This is a genomic window from Rhodobacter sp. 4.3.4 (genome assembly GCF_058724655.1).
In genome coordinates this window covers 2021456-2039968 of sequence record NZ_CM178967.1, presented here as the reverse complement: position 1 = coordinate 2039968, position 18513 = coordinate 2021456, and the positions used below count along the sequence as shown (strand labels likewise).

The following is an 18513-nucleotide window of genomic DNA, read 5'->3' as shown; positions in this document are numbered from 1 at the left end:
GGTCTGGCGAGGGCGCATGGGAACCATCATGGTCGACCGTCACCGGCCCATGCGTCCATCCTTCCCTACGACAAGAAGCGAGAGCATCGCTGATCCTTTCCGAATACCCGCGGCGGACATTAGGGGGCGGCGGCAACAGCGTCAACGGCAAATCCGCGAATTTAATGTCGCGGGGTGGGCAAAATGCGTTCCGAAAGTTGCGCAAACCGGCAAGTCGGGCGACATTTCCGAAAATTTGTCCCCGGGTCTGGCCGCGCAAGGGCGTATTTGGACCAGGAAAAAGCAGGGCGCCGAGTCGGGGTGGGCACGGTTTCCTGCGCCGGTTGCAGGGGGCGGGCGGCGCCTTTTCGCTTTCTTCAGCCGGTCAAATCTTCATCCTTTTCCCCGTTCGGCCCCTCGCCGCGCCGAGCCCCCGCGGGATTGGTAAAGCAATCGGACCGGAAGGGGCCGTTTTCCTTGATTTTCGCCCCGCAACCCGGCAAGGAAAGCCGCAGCCCCTTCGGGGCAGGGAAATCAGGCAAGGGGAGGAGACGATGGGCGCTTTGCTGGCCCTCGCACGGGTCATAGACCGCATCAACGAATTCATCGGAAAATCGGTGTCCTGGCTCATTCTGGTGGCGGTGCTGGTCTCGGCCACCAATGCCGCCGTGCGCAAGATCTTCGATATCTCGTCGAATGCCTGGCTTGAGGCGCAATGGTATCTGTTCGGCGCGGCCTTCCTGCTCGCCGCCGCCTATACGCTCAAGCAGAACGAACATATCCGCATTGACATCGTCTATGGCGCCTTCTCGCGCCGGGTGCAGCACTGGATCGACCTGTTCGGTCATGTCTTCTTCCTGATGCCCTTCCTTGTGCTGATGCTGTGGCTGATGTTTCCCTGGCTGATGATGTCGGTGCGCTCGGGCGAGGTGTCGACGAACTCGGGCGGGCTGATCATCTGGCCGGCGAAATCGCTGTTGCTGATCGGCTTTGCGCTGCTGTTCGCGCAGGGGATTTCCGAGATCATCAAGAAGATCGCCGTGATGCGGGGGCTGATCGCCGATCCGCACACCTTTGCCGGCCATCATGGCGCGGCCGAAGCCTATGTTGAGAAGGACGGCATGTGATGCTGATGGAACTCATCGCGCAGAACATGGCGCCGATCATGTTCGTCTCGCTGATCGTCTTTCTGCTGCTGGGCTATCCGGTGGCGTTTTCGCTGGCGGCGAACGGGCTTGTCTTCTTCATCATCGGCGTCGAGCTGGCGCCGCTTTCGGGCGGCTCGATCAACCTGGACTGGCCGCTTCTGAATGCGATGCCGGAACGGTTCTGGGGGGTCTTGTCGAACGAGACATTGCTGGCCATCCCCTTCTTCACCTTCATGGGGATATTGCTGGAAAAATCCGGCATGGCCGAGGATCTGCTGGACACGATCGGCCAGCTTTTCGGGCCGATCCGCGGCGGGCTGGCCTATGCGGTGATCCTGGTCGGTGCGCTTCTGGCGGCCACCACCGGCGTCGTCGCCGCCTCGGTGATCGCGATGGGGCTGATCTCGCTGCCGATCATGCTGCGCTACGGCTATGACCGGCGCATCGCAAGCGGCGTCATCGCCGCTTCGGGCACCTTGGCGCAGATCATTCCGCCCTCGCTCGTGCTGATCGTTCTGGCCGACCAATTGGGCCGGTCGGTGGGCGACATGTACAAGGGCGCGCTGATCCCCGGCATGGTGCTGACCGGGCTTTACATGCTTTACGTGCTGGTGATGTCGATCCTCCGGCCGAATTCCATGCCCGCGCTGCCGAAAGAGGCGCGCACGCTGGGGCAGGGGGTGATGTCGTTCTTCGTCGCCCTGGGGATTGGCATCGCCGTCTTCATCGCGGCGAAATACTGGCTGGCGGGCACCGGCGCGGCGAAGAATGCGGGCATTCTTGCGGCCTCGATCGCGGTGATCTTCGTCTATGTGCTGGCGCTGATCGACAAGGCGACGGGGCTGAACCGGATGAGCCATCTGGCGCAGCAGGTCATCATCGTGCTGATCCCGCCGCTGGCGCTGATCTTCCTCGTGCTGGGCACCATCTTCCTTGGCATCGCCACGCCGACCGAGGGTGGCGCGATGGGCGCGGTGGGGGCGCTGATCCTCTCGGCGGTGAAGAAGCGGCTGAGCATGGAGGTGGTGCGCGATGCGCTGGCCGCCACGACGCGGCTTTCGGCCTTCGTGATGTTCATCTTGCTTGGCGCGCGGGTGTTCTCGCTCACCTTCTACGGCGTGAACGGCCATATCTGGGTCGAGCATCTGCTGGTGTCGCTGCCGGGCGGCGAGACCGGGTTCCTGATCTTCGTCTCGCTGCTGGTGTTCTTCCTCGCCTTCTTCCTCGATTTCTTCGAGCTGGCCTTCATCATCGTGCCGCTGCTGGTGGCGCCTGCCGAGGCGCTTGGCATCGATCTGATCTGGTTCGGGGTGATCCTGGGGGTGAACATGCAGACCTCGTTCATGCACCCGCCCTTTGGTTTTGCGCTGTTCTTCCTGCGCTCGGTGGCGCCGAAGGCGGCCTTCCTCGACAAGGTGACGGGCAAGCTGACCGAGCCGGTGAAGACCTCGCAGATCTACTGGGGGGCGGTGCCGTTCGTCTGCATCCAGATCGTGATGATCGGGGTGGTGATCGCCTTCCCGCAGCTGGTGATGCATTACAAGGGCAAGCCGGTCGATGTCTCGCATGTGACGGTCACCGTGCCGGGCGGCATCGGCGGCGGTCTGGGCGGCGGTCTTGGCATGCCGGGCGGGCTGGGCCTGCCGCCGATCGGGGCGCAGCCGGGGGCGGTTCCCGCGCCAAGCGGTCTGGGCGGTCTGCCGCCGGGTCTTGGCGCGCCGTCGGGCCAGCCGGTCACCCCGCCCGCAGGCGGTGCCAGCCTTGGCATCCCGGCGCCGCTGGGTCTGGGCGGCGCCCCGATCACCGGCAACTGAGGCAGATGACATGACAAGACGGCGGTCCCCCGGGGCCGCCGTTTTGCTTTGGCTGCTCCCCGGCAAAGGGGCCGCGCAGCGGGGGGGCTTTAGGCCCCGGCGACGGCCTCGGTCGGGCCTGGTCCCTCTCATGCAACCTCCGCGCGATTTTCGCCGCGCCGCAGCCAATGCCGTAACGTCAATTCTGCGCTGCGGCCTTTCGCCGGTGCGACGGCTTGACACGACCGGCTTCCGCCGTCGGAATACACGCGAGGAGTGAGAGACCCGCCTGCGGCCCCGAGGAAGGCTGCCCGCGGGTCCGTATCGAGGGAGGAACCGATGCAGAATTCGATGATGCACCTGCCGCTGGTGATCGGCTCGCTGGCCGATCATGTCGAGCGGTTTCACGCCGCGACCGAGGTGGTCTCGGTCGAGACCACGGGCGAGGTGACCCACACCAGCTGGGGTGCGGTGATCGGCAATGCCCGGCGTCTGGCCTCGGCGCTGGAGATGCATGGCGTGATGCAGGGCGACCGTTGCGGCACCCTTGCCTGGAACACGCGGCGCCATCTGGAGATCTATTTCGGCGTCTCGGGGGGCGGCATGGTCTGCCACACGCTGAACCCGCGCCTTGCGGCCGAGCAGCTGGTCTATATCGTCAACGACGCCCGCGACCGGGTGCTGTTCATCGACCGCGGTTTCGTGCCGACCATTGCCGGGCTGATCGAGCAGATGCCCACCGTGAAGATGGTGGTGATGATGGGCGCGCGCGACGAGTCCTTGGCCGCGCAGCTTGATGGCATGCTGTTTTACGACGAGCTGATCGCGCAGGGCGATGCTGCTTTCCAATGGCCGCAGATCGCGGAAACCGAGCCCTCGTCGCTGTGCTACACCTCGGGCACGACCGGCCATCCGAAGGGCGTGCTGTATACCCACCGCTCGACGCTTCTGCACACTTTGGCGGGCAATTCGCCCGATTGTCTGGCGCTTTCGGCGCGTGACACGGTGATGCCCGCGGTGCCGATGTTCCATGTCAACGCCTGGGGCGTGCCCTATATCGCCGCCTCGGTGGGGGCGAAGCTGGTGCTGCCCGGCCCGAAACTGGATGGCGAAAGCCTGGCGCGGCTGATCTCGGCCGAGAAGGTGAGCCTTGCGCTTGGCGTGCCGACGGTCTGGCTGGGCTTGCTGCAGGGGCTGGAGGCGACCGGGGCGGATGTGTCCTGCCTCAAGCGCGCGATGGTGGGGGGCACCGCCCTGCCGCCCTCGATGATCGCGGAATTCCGCGACCGTTACGGCGTCGATCTGGTGCATCTGTGGGGGATGACGGAAACCAGCCCGCTCGGCACGGTGAACCAGCTGTTGCAAAAGCACCTCGACCTGCCGCCCGAGGCGCAGGCCGAGCGTCGTCTGTCGCAGGGGCGTCCGCCCTATGGGGTGCAGCTGCGGCTGGTGGACAGCGCCGGTCACGTCCTGCCGCATGATGGCGTGACGCAGGGAGAATTGCAGGTCCGCGGCCACTGGATCGTCGACACCTATTACAACAAGGACCGCTCGGCGCTGACCTTTGACGGCTGGTTCGACACCGGCGACATCGCCACGATCGACCCGGATGGCTACATGGTGATCCGGGACCGCTCGAAGGACATCATCAAATCGGGCGGCGAATGGATTTCCACGGTCGAGCTGGAAAACATCGCGATTGCCCATCCCGCGGTGGCCAATGCCGCCGCCATCGCCGCGCGGCATCCGAAATGGGACGAACGCCCGGTGGTGATCGTGCAGCGCCATCTGCGCATGGAGGTGACGGAGGAGGAGATCCTGGCCTGCTACAAGGGCAAGGTGCCGAACTGGCAGATCCCGGACCGGGTGCTGTTCATCGACAACCTGCCCCTGGGCGCCACCGGCAAGGTGGTCAAGGCGCGGCTGCGCGAGCTTTACGGCGAGGTGCTGATGCCCGAAGTGGCGGAAGCCGAACCGGCCTGAGCGCGGGCGGGCGGGTCTGCGCACCCGCCCCCCTTGCCCGGGACGCGCGGGGATTGTATGACCCGGCCAACCCCGCGAAAGGACAGTGCCATGCGCGCCGAAATGCTCAACATCGTGGAAGCCGTCCGCAAGACGCTCAAGCTGCTTGCGCAGCGCATGGACCTTGAAACCGCGCCGCACCGGCTGGAAGAATTCAACGCCATGATCGAGCATGGCGATCTGTGGTCCGATCCGGCCCGCGCGCAAAAGCTGATGCGCGAGCGGCAGATGCTGATGGACAAGCTGGAAACCTATCGCCGCATCGACCGCGATCTGACCGACAACATCGAGCTGATCGAACTGGGCGAGATGGAGGACGATCCCGAAATCGTTTCGGAAGCCGAAAAATCCCTGCGCGCGCTGAAGGAACTGGCGGCGGCGAAGGAGCTGGAAGCGCTTCTGGATGGCGAGGCCGATGGCAACGACACTTTCCTCGAGATCAACGCGGGCGCGGGCGGCACCGAAAGCTGCGACTGGGCCTCGATGCTGGCGCGGATGTATACCCGCTGGGCCGAGAAAAAGGGCTATACGGTCGAGCTGCAATCGGAAACCGCGGGCGACGAGGCGGGGATCCGTTCGGTCGCCTACAAGATTTCCGGGCAGAACGCCTATGGCTGGCTGAAATCGGAATCCGGCGTGCATCGCCTCGTGCGGATCTCGCCCTATGACAGCGCCGCGCGGCGGCATACGTCCTTCAGCTCGGTCTGGGTCTATCCGGTCGTTGACGACAATATCGAGATCGACATTCCGGCCAGCGATATCCGCATCGACACCTATCGGTCCTCGGGGGCGGGCGGGCAGCACGTCAACACCACCGACTCGGCAGTGCGGATCACCCACTTGCCGACGAATATCGTCGTGACCAGCTCGATGAAATCGCAGCACCAGAACCGCGAAGCCGCGATGAACGCGCTCAGGGCGCGACTTTATCAGCTCGAACTCGACAAGCGCAACGCCGCGATCAACGCCCAGCACGAGGCCAAGGGCGAGGCGGGCTGGGGCAACCAGATCCGCTCTTACGTGCTGCAGCCCTATCAGATGGTCAAGGATCTGCGCACCGGGCATGAAACCTCGGACACCCAGGGCGTGCTGGACGGCGATCTGGATGCCTTCATGGCGGCGACACTGGCGATGGATGTGGCGGGCAAGTCGCGCGCCGATGCGAATTCGGACGATTGAGCCGGTGGCGGCGCGGGTCTATATCACCGGCGCCGCCGGCTCCGGCACATCGACGCTTGGCCGCGCCCTGGCGGCGGAACTGGCGCTGCCCTTTCTTGACACCGACGATTTCTACTGGGCGCCCACCGCCCAGCCCTTCACGCAAAAGCGCCCGGTGGCAGAGCGGCTGGCGCTGATCTCGGCGGCGCAGCTGGGGCAGGGCAGGGATGGCGGCTGGGTGCTGGCGGGCTCCTGTGATGGCTGGGGCGATGGCGCGATTGCGGGCGCGGATCTGATCGTCTTTCTGACCGCACCGACGCCGGTGCGGCTGGCCCGCATCCGCCGCCGCGAGGGCGAGAAATTCGGCGACCGCATCCGTCCGGGCGGCGACATGGAACTGGCGCATGCGCAATTCCTGAAATGGGCGGCCAGCTATGACGAACCCTATTTCTCGGGCCGCTCGCTGACGCGGCACCGCAACTGGCTCTCGGGCCGCCCCGAGCCGGTGCTGGACCTGTCCGGCTCGATGCCGCTGGCAGAGCTGGTGGAAAAGGTGCTGGCGCGGCTGCCGGGCTAAAGCTCGCCCGAGAAGATCAGCCCCAAGCTGACGACCAGTGCCACCTGCCCAAGGTAAAAGAGCGCAAAACCCCCGATCCGGCGGCGCCGGGTCAGCCCCCAGATCAGCGCCGAGGCGACGGCATAGGCCAGGACAAAGGCGCCAAGCCCGGCGACAAGGGTTTGCAGAAGCAATTCGGCATCTGCCCGGGCGATCCCGGCATAGCCAAAGAAAAACAGCCAGAACCCGAGTGCCGAGGGCAGCGGTCCCCAGATCGCTACCGGGGTGAACCCGGCCAGCATCCCCGCCGCCATCACCTTGGCCCAGCGAAAGCGCAGCATGGCCCGAAGGTGGCTGCGATTGGCCCAGAGCAGGGCAAGGGGCAGGCTCACCCCGAAACCGGCCAGCAGCGACAGCGCGGGTCGTGCGACACTCAGGGCCTGCTGCAGCCGGGACGGGGCGGGCGGCATATGTGCGGCGATCACCAGCACCCAAACCGCGCTCAGCGCGCCAAAAGCCAGCCAGGGCCACAACACGGGGCGGCGCGGATGCGGAGCGGGTTCGGGGCTGGGATCGGACATCGACAAACGCCTCGGGGCAAGGTCGGGAACGGAATGCCTGTGCAGGCTATCAAGCTGGCGCCCGCCTGTCATGCCCGCCTTGCGCCGGTGATCCGACGCGGCCCCCCGGATCCTGCCGCCAAAGCAAAAAGGGCGGCTTGCGCCGCCCTTTCATCCCGTTTTCGGGAAAGACTTACTTGCCAGTATAGGGCATGTCCGGCGCGGGGGCCATCAGCTTGGGCGCATTGGCGCCTTGCAGCGGATCGTCCTGCCGCTGCACCGAGCCCTCGAAATGCGCGCCCGATTCAATCGCGATCGTCTTGTGGATGATGTCGCCTTCGACCCGCGCGGTCGAGGTCAGGCGCACCTTCAGCCCGCGCACGCGGCCGACGACGCGGCCATGCACCACGACATCATCGGCGACGATCTCGCCCTTGATCGTGGCGCTTTCGCCCACCGTCAGCAGATGCGCGCGGATGTCGCCCTCGACGATCCCTTCGACCTGAACGTCGCCCGTGGTCTTGATGTTGCCCGTCACCGTCAGATCGGCAGACAGCACCGAGGCTGCCGCCTTGGCGCGCGGTGTGGCGGGGACGAATTCGCCCAAGCTGCGCGGCGGCACCGCGCTGGTGTCGGGTTTCTTCTCGGGTTCCGAGGCCGCTTTCGGGCCGGGTTCGTGGATCTTGCTTTTAGAAAACATCCTGAGCCGCCTTGATGAAGGTCATCGGGTTGATGGGGGCGCCACCGACCCGGATTTCATAGTGCAGATGCGGTCCCGTGGACCGTCCGGTATTGCCTGTATCACCTATTATCTCCCCGCGCGACACCTTTTGCCCGACCTTCACGCGGATTTTGGACAGATGGCCGTAGACGGTCGAGACGCCGAATTTGTGCCGCAGCTTGATCACCTGGCCATAGCCGTTTTCCCAGCCCGCATCGGTCACCACGCCATCGGCGGGGGCATGCACATCCATCCCCACCGGCCCGGCCAGATCGATGCCCGCATGCAGCCGCCCCCAGCGCCAGCCAAAGGGCGAGGTGAAGCGGTAGCCGCCCTTGATCGGGATCGCGAAGGGCAGCTGATCGACGGCGATGCGATACATGTTCATCTCGTCGAGCTGTTTCAGGATGCCTTTGGCGCGGGCGATGTCGGCGCCGTCGTCGATCACCCCCTTGGTCGAGATCGCCGCCGACAGAAGCGGCCCGCCGGTGCCGGAATAGCCGCGCCGGATCTCGCGCAGGATATCATCCGGGTCCATCCCCGACTTGCGGAACATCCGGTCGAGCGGCTCCATCGAGATCGTCACCGCGCCTTCCAGCGTGTCGAAGATCTCGGCGTTGCGTTCCTCGATCAGGCGGCGGTCCTGCAGCGCCTGATCGGCCTCGGCGCGGGCGTTTTCGGCGGCACGGGTGGCGCGGTCGCGCTGATGCGCGGTTTGATCCAGCGCCGAGGCCAGCAGATCGACGGTGCCGTCCATCTCGCCCACGCGCTGGCGCAGCGCCGCCGCCGAACCGCTGCCGCGGCTTTTGTCCAGCTCTGCCCGCGCCGTGTCGCGTTCGGTCATGGTGCGTTTCAGCGTCGCCTGAATCACGTTGATCCCGGTTTCCAGCTCGCGGCGGCGTTCCTCGGATTGCAGCAGCTGCGACTGCATCCGTGACACCTGATCCAGCGCCAGCTGAAAGCGTTTTTGCGCCGCCAGCGCCTCGGCGGCGCGGGCATCGCGTTCCTGCGAGAGACTGTCGAGACGCGCCTCGAACTGCGCCCGTGCGATCGCCGATTGCTCGCGCGCGCCGCCCGAGGAAATCTGGTCGATGAACAGCAGCGAGCTGGCGATGACCGACCACAGGAACAGCACCGCCACGGCCAGCAATGTCATCGCCTGGGTCAGCGGGCGCATCCGCACGAACCGCGTGGCGTCTTCCGATTTCAGGAACAGCCGTTGTTCGGGCAGCCACCGGTCGAGCACCGCATTGGTGCGGTCGAGTATCCGTCTGGGCAAAGCGGTTTTCCTGTCTTGCGGGCAGGGCCCGGTCTTTACGCCCCGGGGCTGGCCGGGTCCACGCCGGACTTAGCAAGCGTCCCGCCCGGGGCGCAACCGCTTTCCCCCCCGGCGGGCCGTGGCCCGCTGCCGGGGGGGGATTTTGGGCGAAAATCTGCCGAAACTCGCCCATCGGGTCAGTGCAGCGGTCAGCGAAGCGCCTGCACCGCGGCCAGAACCGCCTCGGCATGGCCCTTGACCGAGACCTTGGGCCAGACCTGCGCCACCGTGCCCGTCGCGTCGATCAGGAAGGTGGCGCGCTGAATCCCCATCGAGGTGCGGCCATACATGTTCTTTTCGACCCAGGTGCCATAGGCGTCGCAGACCGTGCCCGCGCTGTCGGACACCAGCGCCACACCCAGCGCATGTTTGGCGCAGAATTTCGCATGCGATGCCGGGCTGTCCTTGGAAATCCCCACCACGATCGCCCCCGCGGCGTCGAAATCGGCGCCAAGGCGGGTGAAATCCAGCGCCTCGGTGGTGCAGCCGGGGGTGTCGTCCTTGGGGTAGAAATACAGCACCACCTTGCGCGGGGCGAGGGCGGAGAGGGTCAGCTCCTGCGGTTCGGCGCCCGCGCGGGTGACGGGCAGGGTGAAATCGGGCGCCTTTTCGCCGATAGCGATCATTTGCGTTCCTCCTTTTCGGATGCGACAATAGAAGTAGGGCAGAAAACCGCGCGGTCAAAGGGCCGGACGCGGGGCGGAACCGAGGCAGAGCAGAACCGAGGCAGAGCAAGGGCAGGATGACCGGGGCGGAGGAAAACCACAGACCGCGCCAGCGGCGGGCGGGGCGGACGCGCCGCAGGCTGGGGATCTGGCTGATCCTCGGACTGGCGCTGGGCTCGGTCGGGCTTGGGGTCGCGGGGCTGGCGCTGACGCATCTGCCGGTGCCGGTCCCGCAGGCGCTGCTGGGCCGGATCGAGGCGCGGGCCAATGCCGCGCTGGCCGGGCGGATGCGGGTGCATCTGGGCTCGGCCGCGCTGGTGATCGAGGCGGGTTTCGCCCCCGAGGTACGGCTGGCAATGGTGCAGATCGCCCAGCCCTCCGGCCTGCCGCTGGCGGTCTTTCCCGAGGTGCGGACCCGGCTGCGCCCCGAGGGGCTGCTGCAGGGGCGGCTTTTGCCGCAAAGGCTGCAGATCGGCGGCGCCTCGGTGGCGCTGTATCGGGCTGCCGACGGGCGGCTCGACCTTGATCTGGGCGATGCCGGGGCGGGGGCGATCAAGCTCGATCTGACCGATCCGCTGAAGGTGACCGACAGTATCGAGGCGCTGTTCGCCACGCCTGCGCTGCGCGGCGTGGCCGAGGTCTCGGCCGAGGATCTGCATATCCGCATCGTCGATGAACGGGCCGAGCGGGTCTGGGAAATTTCCGAGGGCCGGTTCCACCTGAGCCAGAGTGCCGAGGCGATCGCGCTGACGCTGGGCTTTGATGTCGGCCAGCAGGATGCGCTGCCCGCGCAGGTGGCGCTGACCGCCTCGACCTCGAAACGCAGCCCGGCGGCGGATTTCGGCGCCGCGGTGACCGGCATGCCCGCCGCCGATCTGGCGGTGCAATCGCCCGCGCTGGCGGTTTTGCGCACGCTGGACGCGCCGATCTCGGGCACGCTGCGCTCGGGGATCACCGAGGATGGCACGCTGCGGCGTCTGGATGCCAGTCTGCATATCGGGCCGGGGGCGCTGCGCCCCTCCGAGGCGGTCAAGCCCGTCGCCTTTGACGGCGCCGATCTGAAACTGGCCTATCGGCCGCACAGCGGCGTGGTGGAGATCACCCGGCTCGATCTGCAAAGCCGGGCCTTGCGGCTGGCGGCGACGGGGCAGGTGCGGCTGCGCGATTTCGACAAGGGCCTGCCGCGCGAGGCCTTGGCGCAGGTGCAGCTTTCCGACATCGCCTCGGACCCGGAGGGGCTGTTTGAAAAACCGGCGCGGTTTTCGCAAGGGGCGCTCGATCTGCGGCTGCGGCTGGATCCGTTCCGCGTCGATCTGGGGCAGGTGCAGCTGGTCGAGGGCAAGCGGCGGATTTCGGCGGCGGGGCAGGTTCTGGCCGGTCCGACGGGCTGGCGGGTGGCGATGGATGCCGCGGTGGGCTCGATTTCCAGCGCCGATCTTTTGGCGCTCTGGCCGAAATCGCTGGTGCCGCCGACCCGCGAATGGCTGGCCGAAAACGTCGCCACCGGCGAATTGCGCAATGTTCACACGGCCTTGCGGCTGGTTCCTGCGACGCCGCCGCGGGTCGAGCTGGGCTATGAATTCCGCGGCGCCGAGGTCAGGGTGCTGCGCACGCTGCCCCCCGTGCGCGAGGGTCGCGGCTTTGCCGGCATCACCGAGAACAAGCATACGCTGATGGTCGAGGAGGGCACCTTGCGCGCCCCCTCGGGCGGGCAGATCGAGGTGGCGGATTCGGTGATGACCGTGCCCGACATCCGCGAAAAACCGGCCCGCGCCGAGGTCAAGCTGGTCACCCGCGCCCCGGTTCCGGCGGCGCTGGCGCTGCTGGACGAGGAGCCCTTCCATTTCATGTCGAAGGCCGGGCTGGGCACCGATATCGCCACCGGCTGGGCCGAGGCGCGCACCCGGCTGCGCTTTCAGATGAAGAAGCGCATCCTGACCGAGGATGTCGATTTCGAAGTGGCGGCGCGGCTGACCGATGTCGTGTCCGACAAGATCGTGCCCGGCCACAAGATCGCCGCGCCGCGGCTGACGCTGACCGCCGACCGGGCGGGGATGGTGATTTCGGGGGCGGGGCTGTTCGACATCGTGCCGTTTCAGGGCCGCTGGTCGCAGCGCTTCGGGCCGGAGGCGCGCGGCGTCTCGCGCGTCGACGGCTTTGTCGAGGTCACGCCCGCCGCGCTGGATCACTTCCGCATCGCGCTGCCGAAAGGGGCCGTGCGGGGCGAGGGCTGGGGCTCTTTGGTGATTGATCTGCACAAGGGACAGCCGCCCGCCTATCGCTTTGCCTCCGACCTCAAGGGGCTGGTGCTCTCGGTGCCGGAACTTGGCTGGTCGAAGGGCGCCCCGGCCGCGGGGCGGATCGAGCTTGCGGGCCATCTGGGGCCGGTGGCAACGGTCGAAAGGCTGAAGGCCTCGGCGCCGGGGCTGAGCGCCGAGGGGCGGTTGCAGCTGTCGGACAAGGGCTTCGAGAAGGCGATCTTCGGCAAGCTTGCGGTTGGCAGCTGGTTTGACGGCGCCGTCGATCTTGTGGGGCGCGGCAAGGGGCGGGTGCCCGATGTGGTGGTGCATTCCGGGCGGCTGGATCTGCGCAAGGCGCGGTTTGGCGGCGCCTCGGGGGCCGGCGGTGGTGGCGGCGGGTCCCCGGCCAAGGGCGGCGGCAACCGGATCGAGGCGCGGCTCGACCGGCTGACGGTCTCGGGCGGGATCGCGCTGGCGCCGTTCGCGGGGCAGTTCACCACGCGGGGCGGCTTTTCGGGCGATTTCCGCGGCAAGGTCAATGGCGGCCCCGAGGTGACGGGCGCGGTCGTTCCGGCGAAAAACGGCCGGGCGGCGGTGCGGATCACCGGGCCCGATGCGGGGGCGGCGCTGGCGGCGGCGGGGGTGTTTTCCAAGGCCCGCGGCGGCACGCTTGATCTGACGCTGATGCCGGTCGAGACGAAAAGCTATGACGGGCGGCTGGCGATTTCGAACCTGCGGGTGCAGGATGCGCCGGTGCTGGCCTCGATGCTCTCGGCCGCCTCGGTAATCGGGCTTCTGGAGCAGCTCAATGGCGACGGGCTGTTGTTCAGCGATGTCGCCGGGCGGTTCCATCTGTCGCCGCAGGGGGTTTCCGTCACCTCGGGGCAGGCGGTCGGTGCCTCGATGGGCGTCACGATGAGCGGCAATTACTACCCCGACAGCAAGGCGATCGACATGCAGGGCGTGGTGACGCCGTTCTACCTTGTCAATTCCATCGGCCAGATTTTCGCCCGCAAGGGCGAGGGGCTGTTCGGCTTCAACTACCGCATGCGCGGCTCCTCGGAGGCGCCGCGCATCACCATCAACCCGCTTTCGATCTTCACCCCCGGCATGTTCCGCGAGATCTTCCGCCGCGCGCCGCCGAAACTGGTCACAGTATGAACCTTTCCGATTTCGATTTTGAGCTGCCCGAGGGGCTGATCGCCACCCGTCCCGCCCGTCCGCGCACGGCGGCGAAATTGCTGGTGGCGACGCCCGACACGATCCGCGATCTGACCGTGGCCGATCTGCCCGATCTGCTGGGGCCGGGCGACCGGCTGGTCTTGAACACGACGAAGGTCATTCCGGCGCGGCTTTCGGGGAGGCGCACCCGGCAAAGCGCGCAAGGCGAAGTCGTGGCAAGGGTTGAGGTGACGCTGCTCGAACCCGCGCCCTGCGGCGACTGGATGGCCTTGGCGAAGCCTTTGCGCAAGCTGAAGGAGGGCGAGGAGATCGTCTTTTCCGACGTGCTTTCCGCCCGTGTCGAGGCGATTGCCGAGGGGCAGCTGCGCCTCCGCTTCAACCTGACCGGCCCGGATTTCGATACGGCTTTGGCGAGCGCCGGGGCGATGCCGCTGCCGCCCTATATCGCGGCGCTGCGCGCCCCCGATGACCAGGACAAGACCGATTACCAGACCGTCTTCGCGCGCCATCCGGGGGCCGTTGCCGCGCCCACGGCCAGCCTGCATTTTACCCCGGAACTCCTTGAAAAGCTGGGCGAAAAAGGTGTTCAATTCACCGAGGTCACGCTGCATGTCGGCGCCGGAACCTTCCTGCCCGTCAAGGTCGAGGATGTGACGACGCATCGGATGCATGCCGAATGGGGCGAGGTGACGGCCCAGGCCGCCGCCGAGATCAACGCGACGAAACTTGCGGGCGGGCGGGTGATCCCGGTCGGCACCACGGCGCTGCGGCTGATCGAATCTGCCGCCACCGGGCCGGGGGTGATCGCGCCCTTCGCCGCCACCACCGACATCTTCATCTATCCGGGCTACCGTTTCCGCATCGCCGACGCGCTGATGACGAATTTCCACCTGCCGAAATCGACGCTGCTGATGCTGGTCTCGGCGCTGATGGGGCAGGACCGGATCCGGGCGATCTACGATCACGCGCTCACGAAGAGTTATCGCTTCTTCTCTTATGGTGACGCCTCGCTTCTGCTACCCGGATAAGGCCCCCCCTCAACTGCGAGTATTGCAATGCTGTCCGTCCTGCGCACCACCTGGCCTTTGCTTCTGGGCGTGATGCTGCTCATGGTCGGCAACGGCATGCAGGGCACGTTGCTTGGCATTCGCGGCGCGCTGGAGGGGATCGGCACCTACAAGATGTCGGTGGTGATGTCGGCCTATTTCGCGGGCTTTCTGCTCGGCTCGCATTTCACCCCGCAGCTGATCGCGCGGGTGGGCCATGTGCGGGTTTTCGCGGCGCTCGGCTCGCTGATTTCCGCGGTGCTGATCCTTTACCCGGCCGTGCCGGACTGGATCGCCTGGTCTGCGATGCGGGTGGCGATCGGCTTTTCCTTTTCCGGCGTCTACATCACCGCGGAAAGCTGGCTCAATGCCTCGGTCGGCAACCGGATGCGCGGGCAGGCGCTCTCGGCCTATATGATCGTGCAGATGATCGGCATCATCTCGGGGCAGGCGCTGATGAATGTCGGCGATCCGGGGGGCTATCTGCTTTTCGTCATCCCCTCGGTGCTGGTGTCGCTGGCCTTCACGCCGATCCTGTTGTCGGTCGCCCCCGCCCCCGAATTCGCCGAGGTGCGACGGCTCGATTTCCGCAAGCTGTTCGCCGTCTCGCCCTTGGGCGTCGTCGCCATGTTCCTGATGGGCGGGGTGTTTTCGGCGCTGTTCGGGATGGTCTCGGTCTGGGGCACCAGCGCCGGGCTTTCGGTGCGGGAAATCTCGATCTTTGTCGGTGCGATCTATCTGGGCGGGCTTGTGGCGCAATATCCGATCGGCTGGATCTCGGACCGGATGGACCGGCGCAAGCTGATCTTGCAGGTCGCGGTGATCGGCGCGGCGGCGATGTTCGCGGCGGCACTGCTGGCGCCCGGCTTCTGGGCGCTGGTCGGGCTTGGTGCGGTGATCGGCGGCGTGGCGAACCCGCTTTACGGCCTGCTCATCGCCTATACGAATGACTATCTCGACACGACCGACATGGCCGGGGCCTCGGGCGGGCTGTTGTTCGTCAACGGCGTCGGCGCGATCACCGGCCCGCCGGTCACCGGCTGGCTGATGGAGCGCACCGGCGCCTCGGGCTTCTTCCTTTATGTCGCGATCCTGATGACCCTGATCGCGCTTTACGCGGGCTGGCGCATCCTGCGCGCGCCCGGACGGGCCGGGGCCTTCCCCGCCTCTTTCGCCGTTGTCTCGCCCGCAGCCACGGCGCTGGCGGTCGAGGCGGTGCTCGACTCGGGCGAGGGCGGCAGGGCTTCGCGATCTGCCTGAAGCTTGGGCAAGCGGCCTGTCCTTTGGGCAGAATGGGGCAGAGTTGCAGACCGATCCCGGGCCGGGGCGGGTAGCGCTTGCAATTCGCGGGCCGGTTGGCACGCTGAAAGCGCTGCTCCTAACCCAAGGGGGGACCATGGACGAGATCACCGAAGTGATCGCTTTCTGGCACGACGAGGTCGGTCGGGAACGCTGGTACAATGCAACGCCGGAGCTTGATGCGCAGATCCGCGCCCGCTATCAGGGGCTGTGGGACCGCGCCCGAACCGGCGCCTGTGACGACTGGGCGCAATCGGCCGTGGGCGCGCTGGCGCTCTGCATCCTTTTCGATCAGATGCCGCGCAACATGTTCCGCGGCGAGAAACTGGCCTTCGCGACCGATGCGCAGGCCCGCAAGGTGGCCGATGCCGCGATCGAGCGCGGCTTCGACATGGAGATCGTCGATCCGCTGCGGCAGTTCTTCTATGTGCCGTTCATGCATTCCGAAAACCTCTCCGATCAGGAACGCGGCGTGCGTCTGGCGGCGGAACGGATGCCGGACGAGCAGTTGCGGCATGCGAAAGCGCACCGCGCGGTGATCGCCCGCTTCGGCCGCTTTCCCTGGCGCAACGAAGTCGTCGGCCGCTATTCCTCGGACGAGGAGGCGGCGTTCCTGTGGCAGGGCGGCTATGAACGCATGCTGGCCCAGGTCGCGCGCTGATCGTGCCGACAGATCCTGCAACGCGCCCTTTCGGGGGCGCGTTTTCATTTCGGGGTGCGGCTTCTTGAAGCGGGCGCAAAAATAGTTTAATGCCAAACCATCTTGAGATGGAGGGACGGATGGCCGCCAAGAGCTTCGACATGATCGTGATCGGTGCGGGACCGGGGGGCTATGTCGCGGCAATCCGCGGCGCGCAGCTGGGGTTGTCGGTGGCTGTCGTCGAGCGCGAGCATCTGGGCGGCATCTGTCTGAACTGGGGCTGCATCCCGACCAAGGCGCTGTTGCGCTCGGCCGAGGTGTTTCACCTGATGCAGCGCGCCAAGGATTTCGGGCTCAAGGCCGAGGGGCTGGGCTATGATCTCGACGCCGTGGTGGCGCGGTCGCGCGCGGTGGCGAAACAGCTGTCGGGCGGCATCGGGCATCTGTTGAAGAAGAACAAGGTCACCGTGCTGATGGGCGAGGCCACGCTGCCGCGCCCGGGCGTGGTGGCGGTGAAAACCGCCGCGGGGGTCGAGGAGATCACGGCGAAGGCCATCATCCTGGCCACCGGGGCGCGGGCGCGGACCCTGCCGGGGCTCGAGGCCGATGGCGATCTGGTCTGGACCTACAAGCATGCGCTGGTGCCGAAACGGATGCCGAAGAAGCTGCTGGTCATCGGCTCGGGCGCGATCGGGATCGAATTTGCGTCTTTCTTCAACACCTTGGGCGCCGAGACGACGGTGGTCGAGGTGATGGACCGGGTGTTGCCGGTGGAGGATGCCGAGATTTCGGCCTTTGCGAAGAAGCAATTCGTCAAGCAAGGGATGAAGATTCTCGAAAAGACGACGGTGGTGAAGCTTGACCGCAGCCCGGGCAAGGTGGTGGCGCATCTGCAGGATGCGAAGGGCACCACGACTGCCGAGTTCGACACGGTGATTTCGGCGGTGGGGATCGTCGGCAATGTCGAGGGGCTGGGGCTGGAGGCCTTGGGCGTGAAGATCGACCGCACCCATGTCGTTGTCGATGAGTTCTGCCGCACCGGCGTTCCGGGGCTTTACGCCATCGGCGACATCGCCGGGGCGCCGTGGCTGGCGCACAAGGCCAGCCATGAAGGCGTGATGGTGGCAGAGCTGATCGCGGGCAAGCATGCCCATCCGATCAAGCCGGGCACGATTGCCGGATGCACCTATTGCACGCCGCAGGTGGCCTCGGTCGGGCTGACCGAGGAAAAGGCGAAAGCCGCGGGTTACGAGGTCAAGGTCGGTCGCTTCCCCTTCATCGGCAACGGCAAGGCGATTGCGCTTGGCGAGCCCGAGGGGATGGTGAAGACCGTTTTCGACGCGAAAACCGGCGAGCTTTTGGGCGCGCATATGGTCGGCGCCGAGGTGACCGAGATGATCCAGGGCTATGTGATCGGCCGCACGCTGGAAACCACCGAGGAAGACCTGATGCACACCGTCTTCCCGCATCCGACGCTGAGCGAGATGATGCATGAAGCGGTGCTTGATGCCTATGGGCGCGCGCTGCACATGTGACAGCGGCGGGGGGCGCTGCCCCCCGCACCCCCGGGGATATTTGAGGCAAGATGAAAGGGCGCCCGTCGCGGAGCGCCCCTTTCATCTTACCTTGCGGTAAATATCCCGGGGGGTGAATTTTGCGCGTCAGCGCAAAAGAGGGGGGCAGCGCCCCCCTGCCTTTCAGACCCGAGCAACCGCGCCGCCGCCCGCGACCCAGTCGTTGAAGCCGCCAAGGTTATAGACCTCGGTGTAGCCCATCTGGATCAGCATCTGCGCCGCCCCGGCGCTGCGTCCGCCCATCGCGCAGTAGAGAACCACCGGCTTGTCCACCGACAGTTCCTTCAGGCATTCCGGGCTCGACGGGTCGCATTTCATTTTCACCGCGGCGAGCGGCACATGCAGCGCCCCCTTGGCCGTGCCCGAGGCGCGCAGCTCTGTCCCGTCGCGCACGTCGATCAGCACGATCTCGCCCGCGGCCGCCTTTGCCACCGCCGCGCGCGGGTCGATCTTTTGCACGCGAGCCCCGCCCGACGCGGCGGAGCGCAGAAAGTTGAACATCAAGACCTCCCTCTCCAGGCGCCCCGACCGGCGCTTTCCCCGTCATGCCGCCAAAGCCGGGCGCGTTTCAAGCGTTTTCATATCATACATGCGAAGATTTGAATGATCGCG

General features: G+C 66.5%; 15 protein-coding genes. 10 read left to right on the top strand and 5 right to left on the bottom strand.

What is annotated here, in order from left to right; all coding sequences use genetic code 11:
• The first annotated feature begins 533 nt into the window (after nt 1–533).
• From AC4PTB_RS09870 to AC4PTB_RS09850, 5 genes are all read left to right on the top strand, one after another.
• Nucleotides 534–1106, top strand: a complete 573-nt coding sequence (locus AC4PTB_RS09870; protein WP_492189800.1) for a TRAP transporter small permease subunit — start codon at nt 534–536, stop codon at nt 1104–1106.
• A gap of 2 nt (nt 1107–1108) precedes the next feature.
• A complete protein-coding gene (locus AC4PTB_RS09865; RefSeq protein ID WP_492192622.1) occupies nt 1109–2941 on the top strand; it encodes a TRAP transporter large permease in 1833 nt (610 codons plus the stop codon).
• A gap of 318 nt (nt 2942–3259) precedes the next feature.
• Nucleotides 3260–4903, top strand: a complete 1644-nt coding sequence (locus AC4PTB_RS09860; protein WP_492189799.1) for a long-chain fatty acid--CoA ligase — start codon at nt 3260–3262, stop codon at nt 4901–4903.
• A 90-nt stretch (nt 4904–4993) separates the two neighbouring features.
• Complete coding sequence (gene prfB, locus AC4PTB_RS09855) at nt 4994–6121, top strand: peptide chain release factor 2 (RefSeq protein ID WP_492189798.1); 1128 nt, start codon at nt 4994–4996, stop codon at nt 6119–6121.
• The gene (locus AC4PTB_RS09850; RefSeq protein WP_492189797.1) at nt 6102–6677 is read left to right on the top strand and encodes a P-loop NTPase family protein; all 576 of its coding nucleotides are present in this window, start codon (nt 6102–6104) and stop codon (nt 6675–6677) included. The genes prfB and AC4PTB_RS09850 overlap by 20 nt, the downstream gene beginning before the upstream one ends.
• Here the strand turns inward: AC4PTB_RS09850 and AC4PTB_RS09845 are convergent.
• The 4 genes from AC4PTB_RS09845 to AC4PTB_RS09830 form a co-directional block, all read right to left on the bottom strand.
• Nucleotides 6674–7237, bottom strand: coding sequence for a hypothetical protein (locus AC4PTB_RS09845; RefSeq protein WP_492189796.1), 564 nt, complete (start codon nt 7235–7237; stop codon nt 6674–6676). The genes AC4PTB_RS09850 and AC4PTB_RS09845 overlap by 4 nt on opposite strands.
• Nucleotides 7238–7409: 172 nt before the next feature.
• Nucleotides 7410–7916: a bactofilin family protein gene (locus tag AC4PTB_RS09840; RefSeq protein ID WP_492189795.1), complete on the bottom strand. Its 507-nt coding sequence runs from the start codon at nt 7914–7916 to the stop codon at nt 7410–7412.
• Nucleotides 7906–9216, bottom strand: a complete 1311-nt coding sequence (locus AC4PTB_RS09835; protein ID WP_492189794.1) for a DUF5930 domain-containing protein — start codon at nt 9214–9216, stop codon at nt 7906–7908. The genes AC4PTB_RS09840 and AC4PTB_RS09835 overlap by 11 nt, the downstream gene beginning before the upstream one ends.
• Nucleotides 9217–9404: 188 nt before the next feature.
• The gene (locus AC4PTB_RS09830) at nt 9405–9881 is read right to left on the bottom strand and encodes a peroxiredoxin (RefSeq protein ID WP_492189793.1); all 477 of its coding nucleotides are present in this window, start codon (nt 9879–9881) and stop codon (nt 9405–9407) included.
• A gap of 116 nt (nt 9882–9997) precedes the next feature.
• Here AC4PTB_RS09830 and AC4PTB_RS09825 point away from each other — a divergent pair, with 116 nt between their 5' ends.
• From AC4PTB_RS09825 to lpdA, 5 genes are all read left to right on the top strand, one after another.
• On the top strand, nt 9998–13321 hold the full coding sequence (locus AC4PTB_RS09825; protein ID WP_492189792.1) for an AsmA-like C-terminal region-containing protein: 3324 nt from the start codon (nt 9998–10000) through the stop codon (nt 13319–13321).
• Nucleotides 13318–14370: a tRNA preQ1(34) S-adenosylmethionine ribosyltransferase-isomerase QueA gene (gene queA / locus AC4PTB_RS09820; RefSeq protein ID WP_492189791.1), complete on the top strand. Its 1053-nt coding sequence runs from the start codon at nt 13318–13320 to the stop codon at nt 14368–14370. Before AC4PTB_RS09825 ends, queA begins: the two co-directional genes overlap by 4 nt.
• 27 nt (nt 14371–14397) lie before the next feature.
• Nucleotides 14398–15648, top strand: a complete 1251-nt coding sequence (locus AC4PTB_RS09815) for an MFS transporter (RefSeq protein ID WP_492189790.1) — start codon at nt 14398–14400, stop codon at nt 15646–15648.
• A 136-nt stretch (nt 15649–15784) separates the two neighbouring features.
• Nucleotides 15785–16348, top strand: coding sequence for a DUF924 family protein (locus AC4PTB_RS09810; protein WP_492189789.1), 564 nt, complete (start codon nt 15785–15787; stop codon nt 16346–16348).
• A 119-nt stretch (nt 16349–16467) separates the two neighbouring features.
• Entirely contained in the window at nt 16468–17862 is a 1395-nt protein-coding gene (lpdA, locus tag AC4PTB_RS09805) for a dihydrolipoyl dehydrogenase (protein ID WP_492192621.1), read from the top strand.
• A gap of 162 nt (nt 17863–18024) precedes the next feature.
• Here the strand turns inward: lpdA and AC4PTB_RS09800 are convergent, their stop codons facing one another.
• Nucleotides 18025–18402, bottom strand: a complete 378-nt coding sequence (locus tag AC4PTB_RS09800; RefSeq protein WP_492189788.1) for a rhodanese-like domain-containing protein — start codon at nt 18400–18402, stop codon at nt 18025–18027.
• Between the last annotated feature and the right edge of the window lie 111 nt (nt 18403–18513).